The sequence below is a fragment of the Rhizobium sp. AC27/96 genome, from assembly GCF_001692325.1.
Classification (GTDB): Bacteria; Pseudomonadota; Alphaproteobacteria; order Rhizobiales; family Rhizobiaceae; genus Rhizobium.
This window is the reverse complement of sequence record NZ_LXKN01000001.1, coordinates 838,512-855,623: the sequence shown is the minus strand read 5'-3', so window position 1 is coordinate 855,623 and position 17,112 is coordinate 838,512. Positions and strand designations below refer to the sequence as shown.

The 17,112-nt window shown below is 58.2% G+C and carries 18 protein-coding genes and 5 tRNA genes; 14 read left to right on the top strand and 9 right to left on the bottom strand.

The features are described from left to right. Positions 1–4 precede the first annotated feature (4 nt). Positions 5–790 carry an alpha/beta fold hydrolase gene (locus A6U86_RS04270; protein WP_068387871.1) on the bottom strand — a complete coding sequence of 262 codons (786 nt, stop codon included), beginning with the start codon at positions 788–790 and terminating at the stop codon, positions 5–7. A gap of 202 nt (positions 791–992) precedes the next feature. On the opposite strand from A6U86_RS04270, the gene A6U86_RS04265 reads away from it, so the two are divergent. Next, positions 993–1,238 carry a zinc-finger domain-containing protein gene (locus tag A6U86_RS04265; RefSeq protein WP_068387869.1) on the top strand — a complete coding sequence of 82 codons (246 nt, stop codon included), beginning with the start codon at positions 993–995 and terminating at the stop codon, positions 1,236–1,238. Positions 1,239–1,267: 29 nt separating this feature from the next. Then, complete coding sequence (locus A6U86_RS04260; protein ID WP_068386329.1) at positions 1,268–2,431, top strand: FAD-dependent monooxygenase; 1,164 nt, start codon at positions 1,268–1,270, stop codon at positions 2,429–2,431. On the opposite strand, the gene A6U86_RS04255 is transcribed toward A6U86_RS04260, so the two are convergent. Then, positions 2,432–3,622 carry a cystathionine beta-lyase gene (locus A6U86_RS04255; protein WP_068386327.1) on the bottom strand — a complete coding sequence of 397 codons (1,191 nt, stop codon included), beginning with the start codon at positions 3,620–3,622 and terminating at the stop codon, positions 2,432–2,434. A 373-nt stretch (positions 3,623–3,995) separates the two neighbouring features. On the opposite strand from A6U86_RS04255, the gene A6U86_RS04250 reads away from it, so the two are divergent. From A6U86_RS04250 to A6U86_RS04235, 4 genes are all read left to right on the top strand, one after another. Beyond that, positions 3,996–5,021 (top strand): amino acid ABC transporter substrate-binding protein, encoded by a 1,026-nt coding sequence (locus A6U86_RS04250; RefSeq protein ID WP_068386325.1) that lies wholly within the window; start codon positions 3,996–3,998, stop codon positions 5,019–5,021. Between the two features lie 93 nt (positions 5,022–5,114). Then, positions 5,115–6,329: an amino acid ABC transporter permease gene (locus tag A6U86_RS04245; protein WP_068386322.1), complete on the top strand. Its 1,215-nt coding sequence runs from the start codon at positions 5,115–5,117 to the stop codon at positions 6,327–6,329. 1 nt (position 6,330) lies between these two features. Then, the gene (locus A6U86_RS04240; protein WP_068386319.1) at positions 6,331–7,485 is read left to right on the top strand and encodes an amino acid ABC transporter permease; all 1,155 of its coding nucleotides are present in this window, start codon (positions 6,331–6,333) and stop codon (positions 7,483–7,485) included. Between the two features lie 19 nt (positions 7,486–7,504). Next, a complete protein-coding gene (locus A6U86_RS04235; RefSeq protein ID WP_068386317.1) occupies positions 7,505–8,278 on the top strand; it encodes an amino acid ABC transporter ATP-binding protein in 774 nt (257 codons plus the stop codon). Between the two features lie 102 nt (positions 8,279–8,380). Here the strand turns inward: A6U86_RS04235 and A6U86_RS04230 are convergent, their stop codons facing one another. Then, entirely contained in the window at positions 8,381–8,848 is a 468-nt protein-coding gene (locus tag A6U86_RS04230) for an Lrp/AsnC family transcriptional regulator (RefSeq protein ID WP_198929021.1), read from the bottom strand. A gap of 104 nt (positions 8,849–8,952) precedes the next feature. Between A6U86_RS04230 and A6U86_RS04225 the strand changes: the two genes are divergently transcribed. Both A6U86_RS04225 and A6U86_RS35550 read left to right on the top strand, forming a co-directional pair. Then, positions 8,953–9,561, top strand: a complete 609-nt coding sequence (locus A6U86_RS04225) for a LysE family translocator (RefSeq protein WP_068386310.1) — start codon at positions 8,953–8,955, stop codon at positions 9,559–9,561. A gap of 91 nt (positions 9,562–9,652) precedes the next feature. After that, positions 9,653–9,814 carry a hypothetical protein gene (locus A6U86_RS35550; RefSeq protein WP_169055444.1) on the top strand — a complete coding sequence of 54 codons (162 nt, stop codon included), beginning with the start codon at positions 9,653–9,655 and terminating at the stop codon, positions 9,812–9,814. Between the two features lie 82 nt (positions 9,815–9,896). Here A6U86_RS35550 and A6U86_RS04220 read toward each other — a convergent pair. The 4 genes from A6U86_RS04220 to A6U86_RS04205 form a co-directional block, all read right to left on the bottom strand. Continuing rightward, a tRNA-Arg gene (locus A6U86_RS04220) sits at positions 9,897–9,973 on the bottom strand. Between the two features lie 92 nt (positions 9,974–10,065). Continuing rightward, positions 10,066–10,371, bottom strand: a complete 306-nt coding sequence (locus A6U86_RS04215; protein WP_068387867.1) for an ETC complex I subunit — start codon at positions 10,369–10,371, stop codon at positions 10,066–10,068. 177 nt (positions 10,372–10,548) lie between these two features. Then, positions 10,549–10,625 (bottom strand) — tRNA-Pro (locus tag A6U86_RS04210). Positions 10,626–10,788: 163 nt separating this feature from the next. Continuing rightward, positions 10,789–11,289 (bottom strand): DUF192 domain-containing protein, encoded by a 501-nt coding sequence (locus tag A6U86_RS04205; RefSeq protein ID WP_068387864.1) that lies wholly within the window; start codon positions 11,287–11,289, stop codon positions 10,789–10,791. A gap of 264 nt (positions 11,290–11,553) precedes the next feature. Between A6U86_RS04205 and A6U86_RS04200 the strand changes: the two genes are divergently transcribed. Then, positions 11,554–11,811 carry a hypothetical protein gene (locus tag A6U86_RS04200; RefSeq protein WP_068386307.1) on the top strand — a complete coding sequence of 86 codons (258 nt, stop codon included), beginning with the start codon at positions 11,554–11,556 and terminating at the stop codon, positions 11,809–11,811. Between the two features lie 158 nt (positions 11,812–11,969). Here A6U86_RS04200 and A6U86_RS04195 read toward each other — a convergent pair whose 3' ends face one another. Next, a complete protein-coding gene (locus tag A6U86_RS04195; RefSeq protein ID WP_068386305.1) occupies positions 11,970–12,548 on the bottom strand; it encodes a cold-shock protein in 579 nt (192 codons plus the stop codon). Between the two features lie 197 nt (positions 12,549–12,745). Between A6U86_RS04195 and A6U86_RS04190 the strand changes: the two genes are divergently transcribed. The 5 genes from A6U86_RS04190 to A6U86_RS04170 all read left to right on the top strand — a co-directional run bounded on the left by A6U86_RS04190 (position 12,746) and on the right by A6U86_RS04170 (position 14,794). Next, positions 12,746–13,186 (top strand): VOC family protein, encoded by a 441-nt coding sequence (locus A6U86_RS04190; protein ID WP_068386302.1) that lies wholly within the window; start codon positions 12,746–12,748, stop codon positions 13,184–13,186. A gap of 204 nt (positions 13,187–13,390) precedes the next feature. Further along, positions 13,391–14,185 carry a hypothetical protein gene (locus tag A6U86_RS04185; RefSeq protein ID WP_068387860.1) on the top strand — a complete coding sequence of 265 codons (795 nt, stop codon included), beginning with the start codon at positions 13,391–13,393 and terminating at the stop codon, positions 14,183–14,185. A 171-nt stretch (positions 14,186–14,356) separates the two neighbouring features. Beyond that, positions 14,357–14,431, top strand: a tRNA-Glu gene (locus A6U86_RS04180). Positions 14,432–14,515: 84 nt separating this feature from the next. Continuing rightward, a tRNA-Glu gene (locus A6U86_RS04175) sits at positions 14,516–14,590 on the top strand. Between the two features lie 129 nt (positions 14,591–14,719). After that, positions 14,720–14,794 (top strand) — tRNA-Glu (locus tag A6U86_RS04170). A 492-nt stretch (positions 14,795–15,286) separates the two neighbouring features. Here the strand turns inward: A6U86_RS04170 and recJ are convergent. Then, on the bottom strand, positions 15,287–17,089 hold the full coding sequence (gene recJ, locus A6U86_RS04160; RefSeq protein WP_141683646.1) for a single-stranded-DNA-specific exonuclease RecJ: 1,803 nt from the start codon (positions 17,087–17,089) through the stop codon (positions 15,287–15,289). Positions 17,090–17,112: the final 23 nt, after the last annotated feature.

Genomic DNA, 17,112 nt, shown 5'->3' with positions numbered 1-17,112 from the left:
TGATCTAGCGGTTTTCCAGTCGCTTGTAGAAGTCCAGAACTGCTGACTTGAACACCTTGTCGCCGACGGCGAGCATGTGATCGCGATTGGGAATGTCGATGACCTCCGCATGCTGCATCAGGTCGGCGAGTTCCTGCGCCGAACCGGCGATATCATCCTTGGTGCCGACAGCAATCAAGGTCGGCGCTTCGATCTTTGCGACATCTTCTTTTGTGGCCAGATCACGCGAGCCCTGAATGCAGGCGGCTAGCGCCTGCCGATCGCTCTTTGTCTGTTCGGCGAAGGCGCGGAACATGCGGCCGCGCTGATGCGTGACGTCGTCCAATGAAGGCGCAAGCAGGGCGTCCGCAATCGGATCCCAATCACCGACGCCCTCGACCATGCCGATGCCAAGGCCGCCGAGAACCAGCGAGCGGACGCGATCGGGATGAGCGATCGCCATGAAGGTCGAAACGCGCGCGCCCATCGAATAGCCCATGACATGCGCTTCGGGGATGCCCAGGTGATCCAGAAGCGCAACCGCGTCCTCTGCCATGATCCAGGGATGGTAGACATCGGAATCATAGGGCTTGTCGCTCGTACCGTGACCGCGATTGTCGATGGCGATCACGCGATAACCCGCCTCGCCCAGCACCTTCAGCCAACCCGGATTGACCCAATTGGCAACGGCCGTCGAGGCAAAGCCGTGAATCAGCAGGACTGGCGTGCCGTTCGGATCACCCTCGTCGAAATAGGCAAGCTTCAGGCCGTCTCTGACGAAATGGGAAAAGGCAGGAACGTTCAAATTCATGGCAATGTCTTCACAAACCGGGGTCTTCTTGGCGCCGGACCATATTTTATCGGCGATATCAGGTGAACCCCGCATGGGCAAAAATCTCTGCACCGAGCCGGACTTTCGCACTACACAATCGATAAGAAGGATTATAAAGAGGGGCTACCAAGTCTGGCGCAACATTCATGCCGCTCAAGGCAAGACGCATTTGGAGATCATCATGGCCGGTCACAATATTCCCCATTTCCAGAACGACGGCGGACACCGCGTTATCGAGATCGGCGTGAAGGAATTCATGTGCACCGGCGCCTCGGTTCCCTACGACCATCCGCATATCTTCATCGATATGGGTGACGAGAACGAGAAGGTCTGCTCCTACTGCTCGACGCTGTATCGCTACAATGCATCGCTGAAGGCCGACCAGACCATCCCGCCGGGCAGCGTTTTCCACTTCAAGGCTGCTTGAGCCGATAGATTCCGATCGGACATAGCCTGATGCCGGTCAAATCAGCCGCAATCATCGGCGCCGGAATTGCCGGATTGACGGCGGCGCTGGCGCTGGCGAGGCACGGCATCCGTTCTCATATTTTCGAACAGGCCGAAGCGCTGACCGAAGTCGGCGCCGGCCTGCAGATTTCCCCGAACGCCTCCCGCATCCTCGATACGCTCGGCGTGCTCGATGCTCTTCTGCCTGTCTGGCTGGAGCCGGAAGAGGTGCGGCTGGTATCCGGTTCTTCATTGCGGCAGGTCGCATCGGTGCCTTGCGGGAACTTTGCCAAGCAGCGCTGGGGATCTCCCTATGGCACCGCGCATCGCGCCACGTTGCAGAAAGCACTTCTCGATGCGGTGGCAGCCAATGCACTCTGTACGCTGCATCTCGGTCAACGCATCGATGTGAAAGACCGACAGATGCCTGATGGAATCTCCGGCGGAGAGTTTGATCTCGTCATCGGGGCCGACGGTGTCTGGTCAAAGACGCGTGCGCTCGTGCCCGACGCGCCCTCGCCGCTCTTTTCCGGCAATATCGCCTGGCGTTTCACGGTTCCCGAGGCTGCAGCGCCGGTCATCCTGAACAAGACCAGCGTCACGGCATTTCTTGGCCCCTCAAGCCATCTCGTTTGCTATCCCATCCGGGAAAATGCGGCCTTCAACATCGTCGCCATCGTTTCGGGCAGCAGTAGCAGCCAGGACTGGAATGCGACGGGCAACAAGGCCCAGAGAGACAATATGCTGCGCGGCTTCTCCGGCTGGAACGATGCAATCCTGCGATTGCTGGAAGCACAGGAGCAAGCAAGCTTCTGGCCGCTTTACGAAATGGGCGCGGGACGTTGGCACAATGGCAGCGACACGATCCTGATCGGCGACGCGGCCCACGCGATGATGCCCTTTGCCGCTCAAGGTGCGGCCATGGCCATCGAGGATGCTTTCGAGCTGGCCGGCATGCTGGCGACACGCCCGCTACTGGAAGCCTTCGATCTCTATGAGAAGCATCGCGCGCCGCGCATTGCCCGCCTGCGCCAGCGCGCCGCCTTCAATCAGTTCGCCTACCATGCCCGCGGGCCGATACGCATGGCGCGTGATCTGGTTCTCTCGCTCCGCCCGCCGCAAAGTCTCGCGGCGGACATGGACTGGATCTACGGCTATCGCGCCATCGGCTGATCAAGCTTCCTTGGCTGCGGCAAAGCCCTTTTCGATATCCGCCTTGAGGTCGGCAACGTCTTCCAGACCGATCTGCAGTCGAAGCACCGGCCCCTCGGTGGGAGCCTTGGTGACGCGCCGGTCGTTGAGGTTGACGTGCAGGGCGAGACTTTCAAAGCCACCCCAGGAATAGCCAAGGCCGAAAATCCGCAATGCATCGAGGAAGGCGTGCGCCTTGGCCTTGAACTTGTCCGGCGTGTCGACAGCCAGGACGAAAGAGAAGATGCCGCTCGCGCCCTTGAAGTCGCGCTTCCAGATCTCGTGGCTTGGGAAGCTCGGCAGCGCGGGATGCAGCACCCGCGCAACATCTTCCCTGCCCTCCAGCCAATGCGCGATCGCCAGCGCACTTTCCTGATGCCGCTCCAGCCGCACACCCATCGTGCGCAAGCCGCGCAGCACCTGGTAGGCGTCATCCGGGGCGCCGCAGATGCCGAGTTGGCCATGAGCGTCCAGCAGCCGCTTCCAGTGCGCCTCATTGGCGGAAACGGTTCCCATCACAATATCGGAATGGCCGGCCGGATATTTCGTCACCGCGTGTATAGAGACGTCGACACCGTGGTCGAGCGGCTTGAAATAGAGCGGTGTCGCCCAGGTATTGTCCATGGTCACGACGCAGCCATGCCGGTGCGCTGCCGCCGAAATCGCCGATATATCCTGCATTTCGAAGGTATTGGAACCCGGCGCCTCGGTATGAACCAGCTTGGTGTTCGGCTTGATCAGCTGCTCGATCCCCGCGCCAATCAACGGGTCATAATATTCGATCTCAACACCGAGACGCGCCAGCATCGTGTCGCAGAAGTAGCGTGTGGGGCCGTAAACCGAATCAACGATCAGCGCATGAGCGCCGGATGACAGAAAGGCGAGAAAAGGCACGGTGACCGCTGCAAGCCCCGACGGCACGATGACCGTTCCCGCAGATCCCTCCAATGCATCGATCGCCTCGCAGAGCGCATCCGTGGTCGGCGTACCCCGCGTACCGTAGGTATATTTCTGGTCATGCGTCTCCATGGTCCGCGCATTGGGAAACAGCACCGTGGATGCATGCACGACGGGCGGGTTGACGAATCCGTGGAAATCGAATGGCGAATTGCCGATGTGGGATAAACGCGTGTTGATGCCGGCGTTCTGCAGGAATGTGTCTTTGTCTTTCATGTCCGGATATGCCCTTGGCGCTGTAGGATGCTGGATTTGTGGCGACCAAGTCCAGTTGGGTCAACCCCAACCCTATCGACCTGTCATATTATTAGAAGGCTAAAATAACAAAAACAGCGCGATAAACCCCATTTCCGTGCAGTTTTTTGGCAAAATGATGCTCATTTTGACGCCAAACGCCCATTTTTCGACCGCACAAAGCGAAAATGCCGAATAAATCCGCAATAATGGGGTCGATCTCTTGACCGCCAATCCATTTACGACTGTGATAGGACCACTCGCGCCAGAAGAGTGAGGGAACGTGGTTCTCCCAAGAACCTGCTTCCGGCGCGATAAATTTTAAATATAAAACAATACACAAAGGTAGGGAAAGATGAAAAAGTTTGCTCTCTCCGCGTTTCTCGGAGCCGCAGCATTGGCTTGCACCGTCTCCGGCGCGTCGGCTTCGACGCTGAGCGACGTCAAGGCCAAGGGCTTCGTCCAATGCGGCGTGAATACGGGCCTTCTTGGCTTCGCACAGCCAGACGCCTCCGGTAACTGGGCCGGCTTCGACGTCGACTTCTGCAAGGCTGTCGCGTCGGCCGTTTTCGGAGATGCGACCAAGGTAAAGTACACCCCTCTCAGCGCCAAGGACCGTTTCACGGCCCTGCAGTCGGGCGAAATCGATGTGCTTTCCCGCAACACGACCTGGACCATCAACCGCGATACAGCGCTTGGCCTCAAGTTCCGCCCCGTGACCTATTATGACGGCCAGGGCTTCATGGTTCGCAAGGAACTGAACGTCAAGTCGGCGCTTGAACTCTCCGGCGCCGCCGTCTGCGTCCAGTCCGGCACGACGACCGAACTGAACCTTGCCGACTACTTCAAGACCAACAACCTTCAGTACAATCCGGTGGTCTTCGACAAGCTCGAAGAAGTCAACACGGCCTATGATTCCGGCCGTTGCGATGTCTACACCACCGACCAGTCCGGTCTCTACGCTCTGCGCCTGACGCTGAAGAACCCTGACGACAACGTCGTTCTGCCCGAGATCATCTCCAAGGAGCCGCTCGGCCCGGCCGTTCGCCAGGGTGACGACCAGTGGTTCAACATCGTCAGCTGGACTGCCTATGCGCTTGTGAACGCCGAGGAATTCGGCATCACGCAGAAGAACGTCGACGAGATGAAGGGTTCCGCAAACCCGGATATCAAGCGTTTCCTCGGCGCTGAACAGGGCTCCACCATCGGCACCGACCTCGGCCTGACCAATGACTGGGCCTATAATGTCATCAAGGGCGTCGGCAATTACGGCGAAGTCTTCGACCGCAACATCGGCGCAGGCAGCCCGCTGAAGATCGCTCGCGGTCTCAACGCTCTGTGGAACAAGGGCGGCATCCAGTACGCACCGCCGGTTCGCTAAGCGCTGGAACCTTGTGTTTAGAGAAAGGCGGTCTCCGCCTTTCTCCCCTCAAGAAAACAAGCCTGAAACGGGCACATTGGGGAAAATTTCTGCATGGCAATTACTACAAATTCGCCTGAAGGCGAGCGTTCATTTGTATCTGCGGTCTTATCTGTGATGGTATCCGTGATAAACAACCCGAAAGTCAGAGGGGTGTTTTATCAGGCCATCACAATTATCATTCTTGTGATTCTTGCTGGATTCCTGATCCACAACACCGCCCGTAATCTCAGCGAGTTGAACCGTTCTTTCGGTTTCAGCTTTCTCGAAGGCCGCTCCGGCTTCAATCTCGGACAGGCACTGATCCCTTATTCCAGCGATTCCACCAACACCCAGGCACTCCTTGTCGGCCTGCTGAACACACTTCTCATTTCGGTGGTCGGCATCATCTGCGCAACGATCGTCGGCTTCATCATCGGCATTGGCAGACTTTCAGGCAACTGGCTGATCGCGAAACTGTCTCAGACCTATGTCGAGATTTTCCGCAACATCCCGCCCCTGCTCGTCATCTTCTTCTGGTACAGCGGGGTTCTGGTGCTTCTGCCGCAGGCCCGAGATGCCGTGCATCTGCCCTTCTCCAGCTATCTGAGCAATCGCGGCCTGGCCTTCCCCAGCCCGATTTTCGGCGAGGGCATGTGGGCCGTTGGCGTTGCCTTCCTGGTCGCCATTGCCGTGGTGTTTTTCGTGGCCCGCTGGGCCCATAAGCGCCAGGCGGCGACTGGCCAGCAGTTCCACACGATCTGGGCAGCGATCGGCATATTGATCGTTCTGCCGCTGTTGACCTTCCTCGTGGTCGGCCGACCGCTCTCCTTCGATTATCCGGTTGCTGGCAAATTTAATCTGACGGGCGGGCTTGTCGTAGGACCGGAGTTCCTGGCGCTTCTCCTCGCCTTGTCGCTTTACACCGCCACCTATATTGCCGAAATCGTCAGGGCCGGTATTCGCGGTGTGGCAAAGGGCCAATCGGAGGCGGCAGGCGCGCTCGGACTTCGCGCTTCTGCGATAACCAGGCTTGTCGTTATTCCGCAGGCAATGCGCATCATCATTCCGCCGTTGACGAGCCAGTATCTCAACCTGATCAAGAACTCTTCGCTTGCTATCGCGATCGGCTACGCCGATCTCGTTGCCGTCGGTGGCGTGATCCTCAATCAGTCCGGCCGCGCCGTCGAAGTCGTTATCATATGGATGATCATCTATCTCGCCTTGAGCATCGTGACATCGCTGTTCATGAACTGGTTCAATGCCAAGATGGCTCTGGTGGAGAGATAAGATGTCGGATCAAAATCAAGGCTTCGTCAGCAAGACCCTTTTGATGCAGCAGCCTGCACCGCCCGGCGAAAGAGGCGCATGGCACTGGATGAGGAAGAACCTCTTTGCCACGCCGAAGGACATCGTTCTGACGGTTCTTGCCATCCTGTTTCTCGTCTGGGCGATCCCGCAGCTGGTCGACTGGCTGTTCGTAAAAGCGGCCTGGAGCGGAACCGATCGCACATTCTGCGCCACGACCGTTCAGGGCGGTACCCAGCCCGATGGCTGGAGCGGCGCGTGCTGGGCTTTCGTCCGCTCGAAGTTTGTTATCTTCATGTTCGGCCTCTTTCCACCGGACGAACGTTGGCGGCCTGTACTGGTGCTCATTCTCACGGTCATCACCTTTGTACCGCTGATGATACCGTCGGCTCCCAGGAAAGGATTGAACCTGCTTCTGGCATTCATTGCGCTGCCGGTTGTGTCGTTTTTCCTGCTTCATGGCGGATTTGGCCTCGAAGTCGTGGAAACGGAAAGATGGGGCGGCCTGTTGGTGACGCTGGTAATTTCCTTCGTCGCAATCGCCGTGTCCTTTCCATTCGGTATCGTACTTGCGCTCGGACGCCGCTCGAAGCTGCCCGTCCTTCGCATGCTGTGCGTGATCTTCATCGAAGTCATCCGCGGCGTGCCGTTGATCACGGTGCTCTTCATGGCCAGCTACATGCTGCCGCTGTTCATGCCAGAGGGCTGGACGGTGGATAAGCTGTTGCGTGCCGTAGTCGGGGTTGCCATCTTCACCTCGGCCTATATGGCCGAAGTCTTCCGCGGCGGTCTCCAGGCCGTGCCGAAAGGACAGTTCGAAGGCGCCGACTCGCTTGGCCTTGGCTACTGGCAGAAAATGCGGTTGATCGTGCTGCCGCAGGCCATCAAGCTGGTCATCCCGAGCATCGTCAACTCCTATATCAGCATGTTCAAGGATACGTCGCTGGTGGCTATCGTCGGCATGTTCGATCTGCTTGGCATCGTTCGTCAGAATTTTTCCGACGCGAACTGGGCAAGTGCCGTCACACCCGTTACCGGTCTCATTTTCGCCGGTTTTGTTTTTTGGTTGTTCTGCTTCGGCATGTCGCGTTATTCAGGTTTCATGGAACGCCATCTCGACACCGGCCACAAACGATAAGAATTGAGGGAAATAACAAATGGCTGACGCCCAACCGAAAAAACTCACCATCTCCGAGACAGAAGTCGCGGTTGACATGATCAACCTCAATAAGTGGTACGGCGATTTTCACGTGCTGCGCGACATCAATCTCAAGGTCATGCGCGGCGAGCGCATCGTCATTGCCGGCCCATCCGGCTCGGGCAAATCAACGATGATCCGCTGCATCAACCGCCTGGAAGAGCACCAGAAGGGCCAGATCATCGTCGACGGCGTGGAGCTCACCAACGATCTGAAGAAGATCGATGAAGTGCGCCGCGAAGTCGGGATGGTGTTCCAGCACTTCAACCTCTTCCCGCATCTGACCATTCTGGAAAACTGCACGCTGGCGCCGATCTGGGTGCGCAAGATGCCGAAGAAGCAGGCGGAAGAAATCGCCATGCATTTCCTCACCCGCGTCAAGATCCCGGAACAGGCCAAGAAGTATCCAGGCCAGCTCTCGGGCGGCCAGCAGCAGCGCGTGGCGATTGCCCGCTCTCTGTGCATGAACCCGAAGATCATGCTGTTCGACGAGCCGACCTCGGCGCTCGATCCGGAAATGATCAAGGAAGTGCTCGACACCATGGTGGGTCTGGCCGAAGAAGGCATGACGATGCTGTGCGTGACCCACGAAATGGGCTTTGCCCGCCAGGTCGCCAACCGCGTCATCTTCATGGACCAGGGCCAGATCGTCGAGCAGAATTCCCCGAAGGAATTCTTCGACAATCCGCAGCATGAGCGCACCAAGCTCTTCCTCAGCCAGATTCTGCACTGAGGCTGACATCTTTATCCACGACAAAACCGCCGGCTGCATCCCAGCCGGCGGTTTTTTCATGCCCGCTCCGCACCAACAGAGTTGGCAGTGGAGCTGCGCGCTTCAGCGTAAGGGCAGCGCATAGCTCTGCTTGACGACCTCACTCGGCACGTCGGTCTTCACATTCTGGATGCCGTTGATCTTCGTCAGATGCGTCGACTGGAATTGCCGGTAGTCATCGAGGTCGGACACGGCGACGCGCAGCAGCGCATCGCTTTCGCCAAGCATGATGTAGCACTCCATCACCTGCGGCAGCTTCTTCATGGCCGCGATGAAGTGATCGATCGTCTCGGCATCCTGTGCAGTGAGCCAGACGCGGGCAAACAGCGACAGCGGCAGACCCGCCTTGACCGGATTGAGCACCGCCACATAGCGATCGATGATACCGGCATCCTCAAGGAGCTTCACGCGCCGCAGGCAGGGCGATGGAGACAGGCCGACCTCCCTGGCCAGTTCGATATTCTGCATTCGCCCATCACGCTGGAGCACACGCAAGATACGTTTGTCGATCTCATCCAGCCGCATTGGCATCTTCCACCAATAGAACGCCCATTTTGAATTCCAATGCTAATTAATCTGCCAAAGTTGGCATCTAAGCAAGCCGATTGCGCCCGCAGAGAGCTAAGCTTCCATCCATGGAAAACACCAATCTTCTTCTCTTTGCCGCCACTGTCCTGCCCCTCATCTGCACGCCGGGGCCGGACATGCTCTTCGTGGCATCGCAGACAATGTCCGGAGGCGCTGCGGCCGGGCTACGCTCAACAGCTGGCATCTGCTTTGGCTATGTCCTCCACTCGGCGCTCGCAGCCCTCGGCGTAGCCGCCATCATCGCAGCCGCTCCTGCCCTGTTCATGCTGCTGCGCTGGCTCGGCATCGGTTATCTCGCCTACCTCGCGGCCCGCCTGATCAGCTCCTCGATGAAGGCCGGCAAACCCGTGCCGGCATCGTCGAACGCATCCGACAGCCTCCGACGTGGCTTCCTGACGGCCATTCTCAATCCCAAGGGCATGATGATCTATTTCGCCATCCTGCCGCAGTTCATCAGCCATGATCAAAGCATAGCGCTGCAGGCGTCACTGCTCTCGGCCATCTTCATCGGCCTATGCGGAGTATTTTACACTTTCCTCAGCCTCACCCTTGCAGCGATCGGCTCGCACACGAGCTTCAGCGATCGCCGCCGCCGCTGGAGCGAAGGCATTGCAGGCTGCCTCCTGCTGATCGCCGCCGGGCGATTGGCGACCTGAAAGAGCCATATAGCGCTTCACGGAAAACGCGATATATTATTCGCCACCGCGAATAATGCGGCATTCACGAGACGTCGGGGGAAGCGGGGCCGTGAAAAAAAGCGACAGAATCATCGGCGGGCTCGCACTGCTAGGTGTAGCCATCATCGTCATCAAACTGGCCGGAGCCATGTTCGGCTACGATCTCATCCAGATGGCAGTCGATGCCACGAGACCGACAAATGCCGGCGGTTGGATGGCAGCGGCGAATTGAGAACGCTGGAGAGTACAGCCCAATCCGGACGGAGCGATAGAGAACACAATCTCACGTCGGCCGGATGAAATAGTTGGAAGCTTGGCGACTCCTACAGGATTCGAACCTGTGACCACATGCTTAGAAGGCAAGTGCTCTATCCAGCTGAGCTAAGGAGCCGTAAGGGCCTGTCGCACCTAGTGCGTGGCGGGCAACTCATGCCTGAAACCGCCAGTAAACTCAATGGGCGGCGGCTTCAATAAGTGCCTGTTTCAGTGAGTCCAGGGCTGGATGCGGCTGAAGCGGAAGTTATCGGTGTAGGAAACAACCTGCCGATTGGCATCCTTGGGGGCGATGACGCGGTATTCGATGCCTTCGCGCTTGGCATAGGCTTCGGCCTGCTCCTGCGTATCGAATGTCAGCTTCAGCTGCTGGCGCGTATCGGCCGAGGAGGTGTAGCCCATGATCGGATCGATCTTGCGCGGGATCTCCTGATCGAACTCCAGAACCCACACATTGGTCTTGGCCTTGCCAGATTGCATGGCGGTCTTTGCGGGACGATAAATCTTGGCAGGCATTGCTGCAGCCTCCGAATCAAGCGGGAACGGTCCGCTTTCTTGCTTCTCTTGCCTTGGCGCGAAGCCTTGCGGGCTGCGCGAATACGACTTTTGCTTAGCCGCGAATCCCTTTGCTTTCAAGCGAAAAGGCAGTCGCGACCAACGCGAATTAAGCGATATCGATGAAGGGGTTTAAAGTGGTCGGAGTGGAGAGATTCGAACTCCCGACCCTCTGGTCCCAAACCAGATGCGCTACCAGACTGCGCTACACTCCGTACCGTCAGCACGATCCTCGAAACAATGCATCTAAGCAAACGAGATCGTGCTTTTATCCTGTACCGCCGAACACCTGCCCTGCGGAACGATTGGGGAGATACACGGTTCACCTGTCGGCTGCAACAGGTAAAATCACGCCGGACAACTCTTCCCCGGAGAAATCTACTTGGCCGATTTCTTTGAGATGGTGGCGCTCGTCACCTTATCGCCGACAGCAAGGCCGAGTTTTTTGACAATTCCGGCGTTCAGCTCGATGACGTAGGCGACCGGGCCGCCTGAGCTGATAATCGCCTCCGAATAAGGCACTGCATTTTCCTGGATGTGGGTCACGACACCTGTCTGGTCCAGAAACAGCATGTCGAGCGACAGCTTGGTGTTCTTCATCCACATCATGACGGGGCGTAACGTGCCGAAATCGAACAGCATGCCATGATCGGCGGCCATCTTGTCGCGATACATCAGGCCGAATTCCAGCTGCGGCGGCGTCAGTGCCAGTTCGACGCTGAACTTGTGCGTCACGCCCTTGGGCGAGGTGATCGACAGCGGCTCCGATTCGAAGGCCATCGACTGCTGGCTCGTCGCCTGCGCTACAACCGAGGTCGGAGCTGCCGCCCCAACGAGAAAAAGCGCCACGATGGCGCTTTTCAGTGCGCTTAACATCATGTTTTTATTATATTTTGTGTTCCGCGCCATAAATTAGACCATACTCAAACAGGTTGCCGCTGGAGATATTATGGCCGCAATGGCCACGTCTGTCGATCAGCAAAAGGCGCTTGGATGACGATCGAGGAGATTACCGGCTGTATGCCTGAGTGTGATAGAAAGAAGCTTGCCGAACTAGAGGCGTTGCCGGGTGGCCGGCATGGTGGCGGATTTCAGATACAGCTCCGATAGCCAAAGAGCTGGCAACGGTATAATGCTCTCATCATGGCCCTAGACCCAATCAAAGCTCTTGAAGACTATGCCGAGGCGGACTGCACCGTACAGTTCTGGATTACCGACGCTCCCGCAGTTGAATTCAAATCTCTAAGGGCCGCGGTCAGCTATGCCAAAGATCATGGCGGGCGATGGCAGGAGATCGAAATCACGGTGCATTTGCCCCGGGAGGATATTGTCTATGCAACCGAAAAGGTGCATCGGCTGATCGACGCATTGCAAATTCGAGGTGAGCGCCAGTTGCGGTGACCTCGAGCGGGTGATCTTGATTATCGCGAATGCCGACGAAGCGACGCTTCAGCCCCTGCATATGGCAATTGGGTCGAGAAACATTGCGCGATCTCACGGTCCAATGAAGCGTCCAAGCGACGCTCTTCGAAACCATGAGACGCAAATTCTCAATGAATTCAGTGCGGCCGTGTTGCCGGGCTCGGCGCATCCGGATGGATTTCCGCCGCCATAAGGCCCTTCTCGCCAGGTCCGAAGCGAACGAGCACCACCTGCCCCGGCCGCAGCTCCGCCAGGCCGAAGCGGCGCAGCGTTTCCATGTGCACGAAGATATCCTCAGTGCCCTCACCGCGCGTCAGGAAGCCAAAACCCTTGGTGCGGTTGAACCACTTGACCAAGGCACGCTCGAGACCGCTGGTTGCCGTTACCTGCACATGGGTGCGCACTGGCGGCATCTGCGATGGATGTGTGGCGGTCGACTGATCCATGGAGAGAATCTTGAAGGCCTGATAGCCGCGCTCCCGGCGCTGGATCAGCGCTACAATGCGCGTTCCCTCAAGAATGGTCTGATAACCGTCGCGACGCAGGCATGTCACATGCAGCAAAACGTCCTGCATGCCGTTGTCGGGCACGATGAAACCAAAACCCTTGGCAACATCGAACCACTTGACGACGCCGGAGATTTCGATGAGCTCGACAGTATCGCCGGACATCTCCTCGAAGTCTTCAACTCCCTTCGATGAAATTCTGTCACCCATCCTAGCCAGCCCTCGATTACGCGTCACACTGTTACGGTTAACTGATTCCCTGATATCAAGATTAACATCTTGGTAACGGAAAAGCGCAAGTCCTAGTTTTTGTTTATCCGCACCCTAAGATTACCGCTCCAACACTTGCGCGAAGCTGGCGTCGCGATCCAAGATCGCACCAGCTCAATATTAAGAGAGGAAATAGAATGCGTTATCTCCACACAATGGTCCGCGTCACCGATCTCGACGCCTCGTTGCATTTTTATAGCACCCTATTCGGCCTGACCGAAACCCGCCGCTACGAAAACGAGAAGGGTCGCTTTACGCTCGTATTCCTTGCCGCGGCCGAAGATGCCGAATCGTCCCGCAGCAATGGCGCTCCCAGCCTGGAATTGACCTATAACTGGGACCCGGAAGTCTATACCGGCGGACGCAATTTCGGTCATCTTGCCTATGAGGTCGACGACATCTACGCGACCTGCCAGAAGCTCATGGACAATGGCATCATCATCAATCGCCCGCCGCGTGATGGCCACATGGCGTTCGTACGGTCTCCGGACGGCATTTCCATCGAGATCCTGCAGAAAGGCGACAATCTTCCTTCCGCCGAGCCTTGGGCTTCCCTTCCCAACACCGGCGCCTGGTAAAACGCAAGCTTTCGCGAGGCTTACGGCATGCGCGGAGCCATCCGTTTCGCGCTTGCCGCCCATGCCCATCCTCCGGCATGCTTGGACGACTCGAAGCATCATGCATCGGATATTGCGCGGTTATCGCTCCCAGTCGGCGCGCGCCATATCATCGTCCCTCGCAGGAGGCCGTCCGATGCAAACCTTTTTTGCGAGGAACGTCCTTTGTGCGATCGACAGATTTTATACGGTAAGAAGAAGCTCGCAAGCACTATTGCCGTCATCGCCTCATTTGTGATGATCGCCGGTTGCGCGACCACCAGCACAAAGCCGCAGGAGACGACCGAGGCGGCTCCGCAGCTGAGCGAAGCCGAACAGCTTGCGGCAAACCTGAACGACAAGGCCGAGGCCAGGCGACAGAAAGGCGATGCCGCCTATCGTGACCCGCGTGTCCATAGCGTCAACGGCACCCAGCAGCGGTTGGTCGCCGAGCAGAACCAGGCCCTCTACCCCGGTGCGCCAACGGCTGCACCTTCCGATGCGCCCGCCAGCATTGCCGGTCTCGTGACACAGCCGACCGGCGTCAATGCAAACAGGAGCAGCATTTTTTCGGCTCCCCCGCCGATCGCGGTCAACCCGGACGGGACGCTCGCCAAGGCACAGCCTGACGCAGGCGCGCAGGGAATCACGCCGGGCATACGCAGCGTCTACAGCATGCCGCCAAGCGCGATGCAGGCTGTCGCACCGCAAACCGGCATGGCCGGCTCGCCGGCAACACGGACCTCGGAAGACTTTCTGCCGCCACCCGTCGTCCGCAATGTTTCCGCCCAAACCGCCGCTACTCCGATGAAGCCGACGGCCGATGCGACGCCTTCCAAAATCATGCCGCTGCCAGGCTCCAATGTCCGCAAACTGGACAGCAAGGAAGCGGCGATGCTGGCAAACTTCATCGCATCGAAGAACCAGGGCAAGGACGGCAAGCTGCTGGTGGAGCCGATACAAAACGGAACCGGCCGATAGGGCGGCCGCTAGCGGGGAATCTGCAATCCTGCCGGCAACATCCTGTTAAGTCTTGCTTATTCCGGACCGGCAGCACTTTCATCCACCTGTCATTTTTTCCACAAAAAAGCGAAATTGCCGCTTGCAGGAATGAAATCACCCCGCTATAAGCGCGCCACACAACAGCTGTACGCGCCCTTCGTCTATCGGTTAGGACGACAGATTTTCATTCTGTAAAGAGGGGTTCGACTCCCCTAGGGCGTGCCACTGTTGTTCTTCCTCCCCATCGTGAATTCATTAAGCTTCCGCTTGCGGACGCCATGCATTATTCCTATCTGTGCGGTGTGGCTTGCGCCCTTCGTCTATCGGTTAGGACGACAGATTCTCATTCTGTAAAGAGGGGTTCGACTCCCCTAGGGCGTACCAAATGACTGCGACGTCGCGTTTTCCACAATGCCTCGAAAAATCTTCGCCTAGTCATGGATTTTTCTGGGATTTTTCTCGATTTTCCGCTTGCGGGAACAAAAGGTGCTGACTATAAGGGCGCCACAGCACGCGCCCTTCGTCTATCGGTTAGGACGACAGATTTTCATTCTGTAAAGAGGGGTTCGACTCCCCTAGGGCGTGCCACTGTCTCTCTCCTTAAATTGTCTATTTATAGCGAAAAGCAATGAGCTTGCTAAGCGTATATCTGTAAATTGCACTACTGAAGAGAATGATCCACTCTCATTCATGCTGTAAGTTGACGCATGATCGATGCTCGCGAATTCAACATCCGTGATGAAGCAGGAAGCCTGCTTTGCCCCGCCTGCGGCTATCCCAGTTACGCTTGCGATCCAGCCTACGATGAGCGCGGTGGCTTGATTGGCGTGACCATCTGCCCGTGCTGTCTTTGGGAACCGGGCTTTGATGACAGCCGCTTTGCCTCCGCAAGGGCCGGAGATTCGATTCTCGAGTCACTACGCGCCTATCGTGCCGCATGGGAGGCAGCGCTGCCTTGGCGGGGCCGAAACGCATCCATCCCCCAGAATTGGAGCGGTAAACAGCAATTGAGCTGCCTTTTCAAGTTTGCGCCAAACGTCCGCTAATAAGGCAGCTAGGTTCGACGTGATTTCCTGCTAGCTAGACGGCCTTGGCCGCATCCGTGACGCGAAGCTGCACGCGACGGCTTCCCTGCCAATGATCGGCGCCGAGTGTTCCCGCCACATGGAGCTGCGCGCCGCGGGAGGACATCAGCAATTCGCCCAGGGGCGTCTCTGCGGCGCGGAATGCTATGCCGTCGACCCTACCGCCATCCTGCGCTTCCAGCGTCACCTTGATATGCGACTGGCCGACGAGGCGGGAATCACGCAGCCGGTGGCTTGGCAGGGCGAAGATGGGCTGCGGATGGCCTGAGCCGTAGGGGCCGGCGGTTTCGAGGCGGTCTATCAGTTCCACGGTCGCGCCGCTTGCGCCGAGTGCACCGTCGATCTTCAATGTCTCGTTGGCCACGAGGCCGGCAACCTGCTTTTCCGCCTTCTCGGTGAAGAAGGCGCGCAATTTTCCGAGATTGCTCCGCTCCACCGTGAGGCCGGCCGCCATCGCGTGACCGCCGCCCTTGACCAGCAAACCGGCATCGACGGCGGCGCGGACCATGCGGCCCATGTCGAAGCCGTTGATCGAGCGGCCGGAGCCGGTGCCCTTGCCCGACGAATCAAAGGCAATCGCAAAGGCCGGGCGGCGAAACTTGTCTTTGAGGCGCGAAGCGATCAGGCCGACGATGCCGGGATGCCAGTTCTCCCGCGCCGTGATGATGACCGAGGCGCCGTCGCCATTGCCATATTCCGCCAGAGCCTCGCCCTCGGCCTCCTGCAGCATGGCGGCCTCCATGAGCTGGCGATCACGGTTGAGCTCATCGAGCTTGGCCGCGATCGTCTCGGCTTCACTTGTATCGTCGAGGGTCAGCAGGCGTGCGCCGAGTGCTGCGTCGCCAATGCGGCCACCGGCATTGATGCGCGGGCCAATGAGAAAGCCGAAATGATAGGGCGTCACCGGGCCGCCGAGCCCCGCCTTGCGAAACAGAGCGGCAAGCCCGGGATTGCCCTGATGGCGGGCGGCGATCAGACCTTTCACCACATAGGCGCGGTTAAGCCCCTTGAGCGGCACGACATCGCAGACGGTCGCGAGTGCGACGATATCGAGCCAGGCCAGAAGATCCAGCGAGCGCACACGAGCATCACCCGCCTCACGCAATTGCTTCAGGGCAGCAACGAGAACGAGGAAGACGACGCCGGCAGCGCAGAGATGCCCCTGCCCGGACAGATCATCCTCACGGTTCGGATTGACCAACGCGTGGCATGGCGGCAGCTCGTGCGCCACCTGATGGTGATCGATGACGACCACATCGATAGTACGTGCCCTCGCCGCCTCCAGCGCCTCGAAGCTGGTGGAGCCGCAATCGACCGTCACAATCAGTGTCGCGCCATTGTCGATGAGCTGGTTGATGGCGTTAGGATTGGGGCCGTAGCCTTCGAAGATACGATCGGGGATATAGATGCTGGCGGGAACGCCGAAATGGGTCAGGAAGCGATAGAGCAGCGCCGACGAGGAGGCTCCATCGACATCGTAGTCGCCGAAGATCGCAACGGTTTCGCCTGTTTTGATCGCACGCAGAAGGCGCTGTGCCGCCTTTTCGCAGTCAGTCAGCAGATAGGGATCGCGCATCAGGCTGCGGATCGTCGGATCGAGGAAGGCCATGGCCTCATCGATGCCGACACCACGACCGGCAAGCACGCGGGCGATCAGCTCCGGCAGACCATGCACCTGCGCGATGGCGAGTGCTCTGTTCTGTCCGGCCTGGTCGAGCCGGGAGACCCAGCGATTGCCGGATACCGAGCGCTCCACGCCCAGAAACGCTCGCTGAACTGGATCGACCGGTTGCTCCACCATCTCTCCCAAAATTTGAGGAT

Excerpts from the sequence above, each read along its gene's own strand:
- A6U86_RS04240 (WP_068386319.1), top strand. The coding sequence starts at position 6,331 with ATGTCGGATCAAAATCAAGGCTTCGTCAGCAAGACCCTTTTGATGCAG.
- A6U86_RS04195 (WP_068386305.1), bottom strand. The coding sequence starts at position 12,548 with ATGGGTGACAGAATTTCATCGAAGGGAGTTGAAGACTTCGAGGAGATG.
- A6U86_RS04215 (WP_068387867.1), bottom strand. The coding sequence starts at position 10,371 with ATGCCTGCCAAGATTTATCGTCCCGCAAAGACCGCCATGCAATCTGGC.
- A6U86_RS04270 (WP_068387871.1), bottom strand. The coding sequence starts at position 790 with ATGAATTTGAACGTTCCTGCCTTTTCCCATTTCGTCAGAGACGGCCTG.
- A6U86_RS04255 (WP_068386327.1), bottom strand. The coding sequence starts at position 3,622 with ATGAAAGACAAAGACACATTCCTGCAGAACGCCGGCATCAACACGCGT.
- A6U86_RS04245 (WP_068386322.1), top strand. The coding sequence starts at position 5,115 with ATGGCAATTACTACAAATTCGCCTGAAGGCGAGCGTTCATTTGTATCT.
- A6U86_RS04190 (WP_068386302.1), top strand. The coding sequence starts at position 12,746 with ATGCGTTATCTCCACACAATGGTCCGCGTCACCGATCTCGACGCCTCG.
- A6U86_RS04205 (WP_068387864.1), bottom strand. The coding sequence starts at position 11,289 with ATGATGTTAAGCGCACTGAAAAGCGCCATCGTGGCGCTTTTTCTCGTT.
- A6U86_RS04235 (WP_068386317.1), top strand. The coding sequence starts at position 7,505 with ATGGCTGACGCCCAACCGAAAAAACTCACCATCTCCGAGACAGAAGTC.
- A6U86_RS04200 (WP_068386307.1), top strand. The coding sequence starts at position 11,554 with ATGGCCCTAGACCCAATCAAAGCTCTTGAAGACTATGCCGAGGCGGAC.
- A6U86_RS04250 (WP_068386325.1), top strand. The coding sequence starts at position 3,996 with ATGAAAAAGTTTGCTCTCTCCGCGTTTCTCGGAGCCGCAGCATTGGCT.
- A6U86_RS04225 (WP_068386310.1), top strand. The coding sequence starts at position 8,953 with ATGGAAAACACCAATCTTCTTCTCTTTGCCGCCACTGTCCTGCCCCTC.
- A6U86_RS04265 (WP_068387869.1), top strand. The coding sequence starts at position 993 with ATGGCCGGTCACAATATTCCCCATTTCCAGAACGACGGCGGACACCGC.
- A6U86_RS04230 (WP_198929021.1), bottom strand. The coding sequence starts at position 8,848 with ATGCCAATGCGGCTGGATGAGATCGACAAACGTATCTTGCGTGTGCTC.
- A6U86_RS04260 (WP_068386329.1), top strand. The coding sequence starts at position 1,268 with ATGCCGGTCAAATCAGCCGCAATCATCGGCGCCGGAATTGCCGGATTG.